14 protein-coding genes are annotated in these 13,032 nt (G+C 73.5%); 10 read left to right on the top strand and 4 right to left on the bottom strand.

Features of this window, described 5'->3' with window-relative positions; translation table 11 throughout:
* The first annotated feature begins 36 nt into the window (after positions 1–36).
* The 3 genes from C8054_RS03070 to C8054_RS03060 are packed head-to-tail and all read left to right on the top strand — an operon-like array spanning position 37 to position 2,362.
* The gene (locus C8054_RS03070) at positions 37–762 is read left to right on the top strand and encodes a 4'-phosphopantetheinyl transferase superfamily protein (protein WP_107155131.1); all 726 of its coding nucleotides are present in this window, start codon (positions 37–39) and stop codon (positions 760–762) included.
* Entirely contained in the window at positions 756–1,037 is a 282-nt protein-coding gene (locus C8054_RS03065) for a phosphopantetheine-binding protein (RefSeq protein WP_107155130.1), read from the top strand. Before C8054_RS03070 ends, C8054_RS03065 begins: the two co-directional genes overlap by 7 nt.
* On the top strand, positions 1,034–2,362 hold the full coding sequence (locus C8054_RS03060) for a glycosyltransferase family 2 protein (protein ID WP_107155129.1): 1,329 nt from the start codon (positions 1,034–1,036) through the stop codon (positions 2,360–2,362). Before C8054_RS03065 ends, C8054_RS03060 begins: the two co-directional genes overlap by 4 nt.
* A gap of 145 nt (positions 2,363–2,507) precedes the next feature.
* Here the strand turns inward: C8054_RS03060 and C8054_RS03055 are convergent, their stop codons facing one another.
* The 4 genes from C8054_RS03055 to C8054_RS03040 form a co-directional block, all read right to left on the bottom strand.
* On the bottom strand, positions 2,508–3,752 hold the full coding sequence (locus C8054_RS03055) for a beta-ketoacyl synthase (RefSeq protein ID WP_107155128.1): 1,245 nt from the start codon (positions 3,750–3,752) through the stop codon (positions 2,508–2,510).
* Positions 3,749–4,009 carry an acyl carrier protein gene (locus tag C8054_RS03050; RefSeq protein ID WP_107155127.1) on the bottom strand — a complete coding sequence of 87 codons (261 nt, stop codon included), beginning with the start codon at positions 4,007–4,009 and terminating at the stop codon, positions 3,749–3,751. The genes C8054_RS03055 and C8054_RS03050 overlap by 4 nt, the downstream gene beginning before the upstream one ends.
* Positions 4,010–4,050: 41 nt before the next feature.
* Positions 4,051–5,331, bottom strand: a complete 1,281-nt coding sequence (locus C8054_RS33155) for a cytochrome P450 (RefSeq protein WP_107155126.1) — start codon at positions 5,329–5,331, stop codon at positions 4,051–4,053.
* A 93-nt stretch (positions 5,332–5,424) separates the two neighbouring features.
* A complete protein-coding gene (locus C8054_RS03040) occupies positions 5,425–6,345 on the bottom strand; it encodes an endonuclease/exonuclease/phosphatase family protein (RefSeq protein WP_233219465.1) in 921 nt (306 codons plus the stop codon).
* 97 nt (positions 6,346–6,442) lie between these two features.
* Here C8054_RS03040 and C8054_RS03035 point away from each other — a divergent pair, with 97 nt between their 5' ends.
* The 7 genes from C8054_RS03035 (at position 6,443) to C8054_RS03005 (ending at position 12,891) form a co-directional block, all read left to right on the top strand.
* The gene (locus C8054_RS03035; RefSeq protein ID WP_233219464.1) at positions 6,443–6,784 is read left to right on the top strand and encodes a GlsB/YeaQ/YmgE family stress response membrane protein; all 342 of its coding nucleotides are present in this window, start codon (positions 6,443–6,445) and stop codon (positions 6,782–6,784) included.
* Positions 6,784–7,329 carry an adenylate kinase gene (locus C8054_RS03030; RefSeq protein ID WP_107155125.1) on the top strand — a complete coding sequence of 182 codons (546 nt, stop codon included), beginning with the start codon at positions 6,784–6,786 and terminating at the stop codon, positions 7,327–7,329. Before C8054_RS03035 ends, C8054_RS03030 begins: the two co-directional genes overlap by 1 nt.
* A gap of 175 nt (positions 7,330–7,504) precedes the next feature.
* A complete protein-coding gene (locus tag C8054_RS03025) occupies positions 7,505–8,833 on the top strand; it encodes a sugar ABC transporter substrate-binding protein (protein ID WP_107155124.1) in 1,329 nt (442 codons plus the stop codon).
* A complete protein-coding gene (locus C8054_RS03020; RefSeq protein ID WP_233219463.1) occupies positions 8,830–9,789 on the top strand; it encodes a carbohydrate ABC transporter permease in 960 nt (319 codons plus the stop codon). The genes C8054_RS03025 and C8054_RS03020 overlap by 4 nt, the downstream gene beginning before the upstream one ends.
* On the top strand, positions 9,789–10,625 hold the full coding sequence (locus C8054_RS03015) for a carbohydrate ABC transporter permease (protein WP_107155122.1): 837 nt from the start codon (positions 9,789–9,791) through the stop codon (positions 10,623–10,625). Before C8054_RS03020 ends, C8054_RS03015 begins: the two co-directional genes overlap by 1 nt.
* Before the next feature lie 31 nt (positions 10,626–10,656).
* Complete coding sequence (locus tag C8054_RS03010; protein WP_107155121.1) at positions 10,657–11,784, top strand: glycoside hydrolase family 172 protein; 1,128 nt, start codon at positions 10,657–10,659, stop codon at positions 11,782–11,784.
* A gap of 72 nt (positions 11,785–11,856) precedes the next feature.
* Complete coding sequence (locus C8054_RS03005) at positions 11,857–12,891, top strand: LacI family DNA-binding transcriptional regulator (RefSeq protein ID WP_107155120.1); 1,035 nt, start codon at positions 11,857–11,859, stop codon at positions 12,889–12,891.
* Positions 12,892–13,032 lie beyond the last annotated feature (141 nt).

Raw genomic sequence — 13,032 nt, 5'->3', positions numbered from 1 at the left:
GTGTCAACGCCCGGACGGACCGTTACGCTGCCGTCCATGCCGGACCGCGTACGCGTCTGCGTCATCGCCGCCCACGGCTCGCCGGACGAGCTGGCCCGGTGCCGGGCGGTGCTCGACCGCGACGAGCGGGCCCGCGCCGCCGCGCTCGGCACACCCTGGCTCCGGGACCGGTTCACGGTCGCGCACGGCGCGCTGCGCGTCCTGGCCGGGCACGCGGTGGGCGTCGCGCCGTCAGCGCTCGTCTGGCGCCGGGGCCGGCACGGCAAGCCGACGTCGACCGGGCCGCACACCAGCCTGTCGTACTCCGGCTCGCTGGTCGCGGTGGCGATCAGCCGGGACCGCCCGGTCGGGGTGGACATCGAGCACCTGTCGCCGGGCCGGGACCCGGTCGGGCTGGCCGCGCGGTTCTTCCACCCGGCGGAGGCCCGGCACGTCGCCGCCGGGGCCGACGCCGGGGAGCGGGCCCGGCGGTTCACCCGGCTGTGGGTCCGTAAGGAGGCGGTGGTCAAGGCGGCCGGGGGCCGGCTCTGGCCCAACCTGGCGGTGGCGGTCCACCCCGACGACGTGGTGGCGTGCGTCGAGCCGGCCGGCGCGTACCGGGTCGCCGACCTGGTCACGCCGGCCGGGTACCGGGGGGCGGTCGCGTCGCCCGGTGACGCGCCGTACGTGGTCGAGTTCCACCCGTTGACACTCGCCGATGTGCTTTGCTCTGATGGGTCCATGCTGGAGCGCATGATCGACCCGCCGGCACCCCGGTGCTAGAACACGACACGTCGACCACGTCGCCGCTGCGCGACCAGGTGGTCGAGAGCCTCACGGCGTTGCTGGGCCGCATGCTCAGGCCGACCGCCCCGGTCACCGAGCGGACGCAACTGATGGACGACCTCGGCCTCAGCTCGTCGCTCGCCCTGGAGCTGCTGCTGGAGCTGGAGGACGAGCTGGAGATCCAGATCGACGTGGAGGATCTGGACGAGGACCGGATGACCACCCTCGGCGACCTGGCGGACTACATCACCGCCAACTCCACGCCCCGTTGAGCACGGCGAACGGGCGGCGGCCGGCCCTGAGCGTGGTGGTGCCCGCGCACAACAACGGCGCCGCGCTCGACGCGACGCTGCACTCGCTCACCCGGCAGACCCTGCCGCGCGACGACTTCGAGGTGATCGTCGGCGACGACGGCTCCACCGTCGCGCTGGGTCCGGTCGTGGACCGGTACCGCGACCGGCTGGCCGTCGAGTGCGTGCGCAGCGACACCAACCGGGGGCGCAGCGCCAACCGCAACGCGGCGGCGGCGCGGGCCCGGGCCGACACGTTGATGTTCCTGGACGCCGACACGGTGGCGCATCCCGGGTTGCTGGAGCGGCACCGGGACTTCCACGCCGACCGGGCCGGCCGGCCCGGGGTCCTGCTCGGCCAGCGCTACGACCTGGACTGGGCCGGCGCGGACGCGCTGCGTCGCGGCGAGCCGATCGTCCCGGCCATGCTGGACGCCGAGCGCGGCGACCCGCGCCTGGAGGACATCGCCCACCCGCAGCGGATGCGCGACTTCCCGAGCGCGCCCTGGGTGCTCGGGCTGACCCACAACGCGTCGGTCGACCGCCAGTCGTTCCGGCGGGTCGGCGGCTTCGACGAGGCCATGGTGAAGTGGGGCTTCGAGGACCTCGACTTCTTCTACCGGGTCTTCCACCTGCACGGCGCGCCGCCCGAGCTGTTCCACCTCGACGTGGACGCGTGCTCGTACCACCTGCCCCACTTCCGGCGGACCACAAACGGGCTCGCCTCGATGGACAACATGAAGTACATGTTGCGCAAGCACCTGCGCTACGACGTCGAGGTGCTGTACGCGATCAACACGTTCGGCCGGCACCTGGGCCGCATCCGCCTCTACCGGGACGCGATCGACGCGTACCGCCGGGCCGGGCTGGGCCGGCCGGCCGCGCTGCCCGCCACGCTCCGGGAGGAGCTGGCCACCAGCCGGGCGTTGCTGATCGGCCACGAGGTGTCCACCGTGGACGCCGGTGCCGGGTCGCACACGTTCGACCACGCGGTACCGCCCGGCGACACGAACTCGCACCTGCTCGGCACCGTGCTCCAGCAGTTCAAGGCCGGCGCGCTGGACGTGATCGTCAACGTCGACCTGTGGCGCTGCCTGCTCCCCGAGGACCTGCCGGCATTCCTGACCCGAGGGCTGCTCAAGGCCGACCGGATCGAGCTGGTCGCCAGCCACGTCGACGTGGACCAGCGGGCGCTGCTCCCGGTGCCGCTCGTCGCGGACCTCGACTACCTGGTCGACATGCTGAACCCACACTTCGCCCTGACGGTGACGACGCACGACACCGCCACCCAGATCACCCTCCGCTGACACCCCCCACCCGAGCCCTCCTCCCCTCCCCCTCCCCCTTCCCTTCCCTGGCGCGCACTTCCACGGAAAGCGTGGCCATCCCGAGCGGAATGGCCACGCTTTCCGTGAATCTGCACGGGGGTGGGGGTGGGGGCGCGGCGTGAGGTCAGGGGGTGGTGGGGTGGGTCAGGACGAGGCTGACGTTGTGGCCGCCGAAGCCGAACGAGTTGGACAGCACGGCGTCCACCGCGACCGGGCGGGGCTGCTTGCGGATGTGGTCGACGTCGCCGGCCGGGTCCGGGTCGTCGAGGTTGTGCGTGGGCGGCAGCAGGCCGCGCCGGAGCGCCTCGACGCCGACGGCCGCCTCGAGCACGCCGGAGACGCCGAGCAGGTGCCCGGTCACGCCCTTTGTCGAACTCATCGGCGGCGGGTGCGCGCCGTAGACGTCGGCCAGCGCGGCCAGTTCGGCGGCGTCGCCGGCCTTCGTGCTGGTGCCGTGCGCGTTGACGTACCCGATGTCGTCGAGGCCCAGGCCGGCGTCGCGGACGGCCATCCGCATGCAGTGCGCCGCGCCGGAGCCGTCGGGCCGGGGCGTGGTCGGATGGTACGCGTCGTTCGTGGCGCCCCAGCCGAGCACGTCGGCGTGGCGGCGGGCGCCCCGGGCGGCGGCGTGCGCGGCGCGTTCCAGCACCAGCACGCCGGCGCCCTCGCCGAGCACGAGGCCGTTGCGGCGGCGGTCGAACGGCCGGCTCGCGGCGGTCGGGTCGGCCCAGCCCCGGGCCAGCGCCCGGGCGTTGCCGAACGCGTCGGCGAACGTGGGGAACAGCGGCGCCTCGGCGCACCCGCACAGCACCACGTCCGCCTCGCCGGCACGCAGGATGCGCAGCGCCTCCCCGACCGACTGGGCGCCGGCCGCGCACGCCGTGCCGACCGACGAGGTGTAGCCACGGATGCCGAACGTGATGGCGACCCGTGCCGCCGCCATGTTCGGCAACGTGCCGGGCAGCATGTACGGGCTGACGCCGAAGCGGCCCCGCTCGGCCCGCCGCAGCACCTGATCGGCCAGTGTGGACAGCCCGCCGACGCCGGAGACGACGACCGCCACCCGGTACGGGTCGACGTCCCGGCCGACCCGTAGACCGGCGTCGGCCAACGCGTCCCCGGCGGCGCGCAGCGCCATGACGATCGACCGGTCCACGACGCGGGACTCCGGGCCGGGCAGCACGGAGGCCGGGTCGATCGGCGGGGCGATCGCCGCGACGTCGACCACGCCGTGCACCGGGTGGCCCTCCGGCGGCCGGGACAGCCCGGACCGGCCGTCGCACACCGCGTCGAACACCTCGGCGGCGGTCGAGCCGACCGGGCTCACCAGCCCGATGCCGGTGATCGTCGCGCCCGGCCGCACGCTCAGTGCGCCGAGGCCGGCTGGATGCGCTGCGCCACCGTCCGGGAGAACTCACCGAGCGTCATCATCGCGAGCATCTCGGCCTCGTCGTCGTCGAACGCCACGCCGAACCGGTCCTCCACCCGGACCGCCAGCTCGGCGAGGCCGAGCGAGTCCACGTCCAGACCGGCCGGCCCGAAGACGGTGTCGTCGTCGACGTCGTCCACGTCGTACTTCATCTCGGTCAGGGCGGCGAGCAGGAACGCGCGGATCTCATCGGTCATGGCCCCGGTGTGTCCTTTCCCCAGCGTGGCATCGACCTTACTCAATCGGGATGGTTTGGCAAGGTCCCGATCGGCCGGTGGACCGCCGGCCTCGGCGGCGTGAGACGCACCGGCAGGTGGTCGTACCCGCGCAGCATGAGCTGACGCCGCTCGCCGGGCTCCGCGGCGAGCGCCAGCGCCGGGAAGCGGTCCAGCAGGAGAGGCAGGACCAGCCGGCCCTCCGCCCGGGCCAGGGCCGCGCCGAAGCAGTGGTGCGGCCCGGCGCTGAACGCCAGGTGGCGGTTGTCCACCCGGGACGGATCGAACACGTCCGGGTCGGGAAACCGGCGCGGGTCCCGGTTGGCGGCGCCGGTCAGCACCACCACGGTCCGACCGGCCGGCACCGGCAGCCCGGCGACCTCGGTGTCCGCCGCCGCGTACCGGAGCGCGAAGTGCACCGGCGGCTCGTACCGGAGGATCTCCTCGACGTACGCCGGGGCGAGCGACGGGTCGGCGCGCAGCGCGGCCCGCGCGTCCGGCCGCGCCACGAGCAGGACCAGGCCGTTGCCGAGCAGGTTCGCGGTGGTCCGGAACCCGGCGTTGTACATGATGATCAGGTTGGCCAGCAGCTCGTCGGCGGAGAGCTGGTCGGGGTCGCGGTCCCGGATCCGCACGAGCGCCGACACCAGGTCCCCGCGCGGCCGGTCCCGGCGCGCGGCCAGCAGTTCGGTGAAGTACGCGGTCAGCTCCGTCGCCGCGACGTTGGCGGCCCGCACCTCCCGCATCGATCGCCGGCCGATCTCCAGCACCGCGTCGAACGTGCGCACCCGGGACGGGAACCAGGCCCGGTCCCGCTCCGGCACGCCCAGCAGCTCGCCGACGACGTCGCTGGGCAGGGTGAGCGCGAACCCGCCCATGAAGTCGACCGGTCGGCCGTCCGCGCCGGCGGCGGCGAGCCGGTCGAGCAGGCGATCGGCGATCCGCGTGATCGCCGGCTCCAGGGCGGCGACCCGGCGTGGGGTCAACGCCTGGCCGAACAGGCGCCGGACCCGGAGGTGGTCGCCGGGCGCGGCGTTGAGCATCGACGTCTGGAGGATCCGGGTCACCGGGTGCTGGCGCCAGCGGGTGCCGGCCCGGTCCAGGAACTCCGCGCCGAGCACCCGGAAGACCGGGTCCCGCAGCACCCGGTGGACCGCCTGGTAGCCGTGGACGACCAGGGCGTGCGGTTCGCCGGGCCGGAAGGCGACCGCCTCCCCCATCCCGTGCAGCCTCGCGTAGAACGGGTACGGGTCGCGTCTCACCTCCTCGCCGAGCAGGTCGTCGAGGGAGATGGAGACACCCATGGGCCGCTCCTCGGGACACCGGTGCGCCCGACCTTAGACGCGTCGCCACGGGCTGTCCACGGTGTACGGACACCCGGTGGCGCCGGCCGTCCGTCAGCGCGGGGGCCGGTCGACGGTCAGGGTGGCCACCAGTGCCGGATGGTCCGTCGTGCCGCGCATGTCCACCGCCCGGCGGCAGCAGACGGCGACGTCGGTCGTCGCCATGATCTGCTGCCGGGCGCCGTCGTCGACGCGGCGGTAGCCCGACGGTACGCACGACCGCACGTCGGGCGCGCCGCCGGCGCGCAGGTTCAGGTCGCCACCGAGCACGGTCGGGGCGTATCCGGCATCGCGGCGGATCGCCGGCACCACGGTGTCGAGCAGGTGCGCGCACTGGGCCAGCGCGACGGCGCCGTCGGTGTTCGCCAGGTGCGTGGTGCAGGCGTGCAGCACGGCGGCGGCGTGCAGGCAGAGCCAGACCCGCTCCTCCGGGTCCGCGAGGTCCTGCGCCGGATAGGTGCCGCGGTGCGTGCCGGCTCGGGCCCCCGGTCCGGCGAGGCGGGCCACCAGGCCGATCCCGTACGGCTGGCCGTTGACGCAGCGGGTCGCGGCGCGGCTGGGGCGGTCGCCGGCGGCCTGGAACGCGGGGACGACCCGGCCGCCCGGCCGGACCGCCGCGAGCGCGCGGGCCAGCGTGTCCACGTCGTCCCGGCAGATCTCGTTGAGGGTGACCACGTCGGGCCGCTCGGCGGCGATCACCTCGGCGGCCCGCCGCACCGAGCCGCCGGTGTAACAGCCGGCCCGGCCGCTGTTGCAGAGGTTCATCTGGAGCACCCGGACGGTGCCCGGCCCGCTGCCACCGGCGGTGGACGAGCCGGCGGGCAGCGCGGCCACGACGAGCAGCAACACGACGGCCAGCGCCCGGCGCAGCGGCCGGGCGACGCGGGGTGCGGGCGACTCGGGCAGCGGAACTCCGGCGGGGTGGCGGTCTCGGCGGGGCGTGCGTGATCCTACGTGCCGGCGTCCCGGCGCCACCCGGCCGCACCGCCGCCGGCCGGCGCGACGTGCGCGGGGTTTCCGGTGGTGCGGTGGGCGGGCATGAATGCCGGAACCGGTGGGAGGAGTGACGGCAATGCTCGTGGGTGGTTATCTGGGCGCGGTGCTCATCGGCGCCCTCATCGGGCTGCTCGGGCGGCTGGTGCTGCCCGGCCGGCAGCGGATCGGCGTCTTCGCCACGTTCGTCATCGGCGTCGGCGCGGCGGTGCTCGGCACCGTGGTCGCCCGCTGGGTCGACATCGCCGACGACGCGCCGGTGCGGCTCTGGATCCTGCGGTGGGACTGGATCGTGCTCGCGCTGCAGGTGGGCTTCGCGGTGGTCGGCGTCGCGGCGGCGAACGCGCTCACCTTCACCCGGCTCGCCGGCGGCGACGAGGAACACCGCCGGCGGAGCGCCCGCGGCAAGGCCCGGAGCTGATGCCGGCGCCGGCCCGGATCCTGGTCTACGGCGTGTACGGCGCCGGCAAGTCCACAGCGGCGGCGCGGTTGGCCGAGCGGCTCGGGCTGCCCTGGTGCCCGGTCGACGACCTGCTGTGGCAGCCCGGCTGGGTCGAGGTGCCGGTCGCCGAGCAGCGCCGCCGGATCGAGGCGGTCTGCCGGGGCGACCGGTGGATCCTGGACGGCGCCTACCACGGGTGGCGGGACGTGGTGCTGGCCCGCGCCGACCTGGTGGTGGGCCTGGACTATCCGCGGGCGCTCTCCTTCTGGCGGTTGCTGCGACGTACCGCCGGCCGGCTGGTCAGCGGCGAGGAGATCTGCAACGGCAACCGTGAGTCGCTGCGCAGCGTACTGTCCCGGGACTCGATCCTGGTGTGGCACGTGTCCGCGTTCGGGCGGGCCCGGCGGCGGATGCGGGCCTGGGAGTCCGATCCGACCGGGCCGCCGGTGCTGCTGTTCCGCAGTCCGGCGGCCCTGGACCGCTGGTTGGCCGAGCTGCCGTCGTCGCCGGCCCCGCGACGCTGACCGTCGACCGGTCACGGATCTGGTGGTTGACCGTCACAACGGGCGCTCCTACGCTCTGCCAAAAGCTTTTGCCAAAAGGTTTTGGCACCTTCCTTCGACAACCACCGCACGTCCCCCACCACGCGCCCCGGCGCGCGCCCCCACGCGCCCGAGGAACCCCTCGAACGGAGCAGACATGGCCCTTCCCGACTCCCGAACCACAGCCGGCGGCTGGCGTCGTCGCGGATTCCTCGGCCTGACCGCCGGCGCCGGCGCGGCCGCGCTGCTGGGCACCGCCGCCTGCGGGGCCGGTGGCGCCAGCGGCGGCGGCTCGGACGACGACAAGACGCTCACGCTCGCCTGCGAGGGCGGCGGCAAGACCGAACTCCAGCCCGTCGTGGACAAGTTCGCGCAGGCCACCGGCGTCGCCGTCACCCTCGTCGAACTCCCCTACGAGGGCCTGTTCAACAGGCTCACCAGCGAACTGTCCGGCGGCCGGCCGTCGTTCGACGTCTGCGCCGTCGACGCGGTCTGGATCCCGCTGCTCGCCGGCAAGCTCGCCCCGCTCGACGACCTCTTCACCGACGCGGTCAAGACCGACCTGTTCCCCGCGCTGGTCCAGGAGGCACAGGCGGACGGTCACTTCATCGGCATGCCGGTCTGGACCAACAGCGAGATCCTGTTCTACCGCAAGGACCTCTTCGAGGACCCGAAGGAGAAGGCCGCCTTCGCCCGGAAGTACGGCTACCCGCTCGCCCCGCCCACCACCTGGCAGCAGTTCACCGACATCGCGGTCTTCTTCACCCGGCCGGAACAGAAGCTGTACGGCACCGACGTCAAGGGCGCGGTGGAGACCGAGTGGCTCGCCCACGTCCTCCAGGCCGGGTCGCCGGGCGTGGTGCTCGACGACAACGGCGGCGTCATCGTCGACAACGCCCAGCACCTCGCCGCGCTGACGTTCTACGCCGACCTCAACAACAAGCACAAGGTCGCCCCCGCCGGGGCCGCGCAGACCGACTGGAACGCCGCGCAGAACCTGTTCAACCAGGGCCAGACCGCGATGACCCGGTTCTGGGCGCACGCGTACCGGCAGATCCCCGCCGACGCCAAGGTGGCCGGCAAGGTCGGCGCCGCGCCGATGGTCGGCGGCACCGCCGGCGTCGCCGGCATCCCCGGCCCGTGGTACCTGTCCGCCCCGAAGGGCGGCGCCAAGGCCGACCTCGCGAAGCAGTTCATCAAGGCGGCGTACGACGACAACGCGCTCAGCGTGGAGACCACGCTCGGGCTGGCCGCCCGCAAGTCCGCCTACCAGCAGTACGCCGCCAAGCCCGGCTACGAGTCGTTCGGCCCGCTGCTGGCCACGCTCAACGCTGGCGCCACCCGGCCCCGGCCGGCCAGCCCGCACTGGCAGCGGATCGTGGACAGCGTGCTGGTGCCCACCATCCAGAAGGCGCTGACGCCGGGCGCGGACTACGCCGCGCTGCTCAAGGCCGCGCGTACCCAGATCGAGGGCATCGTCAAGTGAGCCCGACAGCGCAGGCGGCACCGCCGCGGACCGTGCCGGACGCGCCGGGGCCGGACCGGCGGCGCACCCGCCGAGGGCTCTCCGACGCCCGGTACGCGACCCTGCTGGCCGCGCCGGCCGCGGTGGTGCTGCTCGCGCTGGTCGGCTGGCCGCTGGTGAAACTGGCCGTGGACAGCCTCTACACCGGCTCGGGGCTCGGCGACGGGCGGCGCTTCGCCGGGCTGGACAACTACCTGACCGCGCTGACCGACCCGGGCATCCGGGCGGCGGCCGGCCGGACGCTGGCGTACACGCTCATCGTGGTCACCGCCGAGCTGGTGCTCGGCCTGGCGGTGGCGCTGCTGTTCCACCGGCTCGGGCCGCGCTCCCGGATCCTGCAGACCGTCTTCCTCTATCCGCTGATGATCGCGCCGGTGGTCGCCGGCCTGCTCTGGCGGTTCCTGATGATCGACAACGTGGGCATCGTCAACGAGCTGCTCACCCGCGTCGGCGTCCTGACCGACCCGGGCGACGTGTCCTGGCTCAGCGACCCGGACCTGGTGCTCTTCTCGGTCGCGCTGCCCGACGTCTGGCTCACCACGTCGTTCATGACGCTGGTGCTCTACGCCGGCCTCCAGGCCATCCCCCCGGACCTGTACGAGGCGGCCCGGCTCGACGGCGCCCGCGGGCTGCGGCTGCTGGTCAGCGTGACGCTGCCGCTGCTGCGCCCGGTGATCGCGGTGGCGCTGATCATCCGGGGCGTGGACGCCGCGCGGGCGTTCGACGTGATCCTCATCCAGACCGACGGTGGCCCGCAGTCCGCCTCCGAGACGTTGAGCCTGACCATCTACAAGACCATGGTCAGCTACAACGACCCGGGCACGGCGGCCGCCACCAGCACGCTGTTCATGATCGTCATGATGCTGGTCGCGATGGTCGGGGTGCTGACCATCTGGCGGCCGGGACGGGAGTCCTGATGTCCCCCGTGCGGCTCGCCCGCCTCCGTACCGGACTGCTCTGGGCCGTCGCCGTCGCGGTCGTCGCGGTCTACGCGTTTCCCTTCGTCTACCTGGTGCTGACCTCCTTCAAGCCGGCCACCGACGCGGTCGCGGTGCCGCCGACGGTGCTGCCGCAGCGGTTCAGCCTGGACAACTACGTCACCGCGCTGAACCGGCCCGGCGTCACCGCGTCGTTCGTCAACAGCGTCAGCACGGCGGTCATCGCCACCGTGCTGTCGATGGCCCTGGCGATCCCGGCGGCGTGGGGCATCACCCGCTACCGCAGCCGCGCCGGTCGGGTGCTGATGGCCGGCTCGCTGCTGGTCCGGATGGCGCCCGCGGTGGCGATCGGCATCCCACTGGTCACCATCCTCGGCGCGCTGGGACTCACCGACACGCCCACCGGGCTCGCACTGGCCCAGACCACTGTCGCGCTGCCGCTGTCGATCTGGCTGCTCAGCAGCTTCTTCGAGGGCGTACCCCGGGAGATCGAGGAGGCCGCGCTGGTGGACGGCTGCGGCCGGTTCACCGCGCTGCTGCGGGTCATCCTGCCGGTCGTCTCCGGCGGGGTGGCGGTCACCGCCATCTTCGCGTTCCTCGCCTCCTGGAACGAGTTCCTCTTCGCGCTGCTGCTCACCTCGGTCCGCGCGCAGACCACCCCGATCGCCATCGCCAACTTCCAGAGCCAGTTCGGCCTCGACTGGGGCCCGATGACGGCGCTGGCCACGCTCTACTCCGTCCCCGCGGTCGTGCTGACGCTGCTGCTGCAACGTCGGATCGTCGCCGGGCTCAGCCTCGGTGCGGTCAAGGGCTGACGCACCACCCCACCCCCTGAAAGGAACCACCATGTCGTTCTGGCGACCCACCAGCCCGCTCGCGGGGCTCACCCGGGTCAAGGCCGGCCGCTCCCGGCGCGAGTCGAGCTGGGACCGCACCGGCGGCAACCGCGACTTCGCGGTCGTCGCGCCCGGCGAGACGCACGTGCTGGCCGACATCACCGGCACCGGCGTGATCGGGCACATCTGGCTGACCACCCGCTGCTACTCGGAGAAGTACCTGCGCAAGCTGGTCATCGAAATGTACTGGGACGGCGAGGAGAACCCGAGCGTCCGCAGCCCGCTGGGCGACTTCTTCGGCGTCGGGCACGCCACCTGCACGCACTACGTGTCGCTGCCGCTGAGCATGGTGTTCGGCCCGCGCCGCGGCCCGAAGGGCCCGTTCGCCGCCGCGATGAACTCGTACTTCCCGATGCCGTTCGGCACGAGCGCGAAGATCGTCATCCGCAACGAGTCGGACCAGCCGATCGAGAACCTGTTCTACTACGTCGACTACGACCTGACCGACGAGGCGAAGCCGGACGACGTGGCCTACTTCCACGCCCACTACCGGCAGGAGAAGCCCTGCGTGCCGGTGCCGAACGGGCTCGCTCCGGGCGAGGTGCCGAACCCGTGGGACCTGCCCGGGGTCAACCTGACCGGCGACGACAACTACGTCATCCTGGACGCCGAGGGCGGCGCTGGCCACTACGTCGGCTGCGTGCTCAGCATCGACAACCACAACGCCTCCAACCAGCCGTACACCTGGCCGGGCGAGGGCGACGACATGATCTTCATCGACGGGGAGCAGTGGCCACCGTCGCTGCACGGCACCGGCACCGAGGACTACTTCAACGCGGCCTGGGGCTTCCCCAGCGGCGCGTACGCCGGGCCGTACCACGGCATCAGCCTGGCCAGCAGCCCGCAGGAGCACTTCGGGCTGTGGAGCATGTACCGGTTCCACATCGAGGACCCGGTGCGCTTCTCGACGTCGATCAAGGTCACCATCGAGCACGGGCACGCCAACGACCAGGGCAACGACTTCTCCTCGGTCGCCTACTGGTACCAGCACCACCCGCACAAGCCGCTGCCGGAGCTGCCGCCGGTGGCCGAGCGGCTCCCCCGCCGCTGGCCGGAACACGGCCTGTGGGACGAGTGACCGGTCCGATACCGTTGACCGCCCGTCCACACCGGACGTGCGGGCACCCGCGAGCACTGCGATGGTGAGCTGATGGGACCGAAGGCGAGCATCCGGGACGTCGCCGCGGAGGCGGGCGTCTCGGTGACCACCGTGTCCCACGTGCTCAACAACAAGTCCGGCACCCGGGTCAGCCCGGAGACCCGCGAACGCGTCGAGACGGCCGCCCGCCGGCTCGGCTACGCGGCGAACGGGCTGGCCCGGGGGCTGCGACTGCAACGCTCGCAGACCCTCGGGCTGCTCGGCGACGAGATCGCCACCACGCCGTACGCGGGCCGGATGATCCTCGGCGCGCAGGAGACCGCCTCGGCGCGCGGTTGGCTGCTCATGCTGCTCACCACCGGGCGCGACCCGGAGGTGGAGCGGCGGGAGATCCAGGCGCTGGCCCGGCACCGCGTCGACGGCGTGCTCTACGCGACCATGTACCACCGGGTGGTGCGGGTGCCCGAGGAACTGCGTCCGATGCCGGTGGTGCTCCTCGACGCCGCCGACACCGACGGGGCGTACCCGTCGGTGGTGCCGGACGAACGCGGCGGCGGGCAGGTGGCCGTCCGGGAGCTGCTCGCCCACGGGCACCGGCGGATCGGCTTCATCACCAACGTCGACGACATCCCCGCCACCCACGGCCGGCTCCAGGGCTACCGGGAGGCGCTGCGGGAGGCGGGGGTGCCGTTCCGGCCCGAGCTGGTGCGCGACGAGGTCTCCGACACCCACGGCGGCCACCGGGCCGCCCGCGCGCTGCTGGACCGCCCCGACCGGCCCACCGCCCTGTTCTGCTTCAACGACCGGATGGCGATGGGCGCCTACCGGGCGGCGAGCGAGCTGGGGCTGCGCGTGCCGACCGACCTGTCGGTGATCGGCTTCGACAACCAGGAGCTGATCGCCGAAGGGCTGCACCCCGGCCTCACCACCGTCGCGCTGCCGCACTACGAGATGGGCGCCTGGGCGGTCACCACCATGGTGGAGCTGCTCGACCAGCCCAAGGGGGCCCGCCGACGGGCCACCCGGCAGATGGTCATGCCCTGCCCGCTGGTCCGCCGCGCGTCGGTCGCCGCCGCACCGCGCTGACCCCTGCCGCCTTCCCCCGACGGCGGCACCGATCACCCGCCGCGCCCCGCGTGGCGGCCCGACGCCACCCGCGACCCCGTACCCCGGGGCCGTCACCCACCCCCGGCGCCGCCACCGCGGCGCGACGCACCGCCGCCGCAC

Origin of the sequence: Micromonospora sp. RP3T, assembly GCF_003027925.1 — a bacterium.
Classification (GTDB): domain Bacteria; phylum Actinomycetota; class Actinomycetes; order Mycobacteriales; family Micromonosporaceae; genus Micromonospora.
The sequence above is the reverse complement of the archived record's forward strand: the minus strand, read 5'-3'. Positions and strand labels throughout refer to the sequence as shown.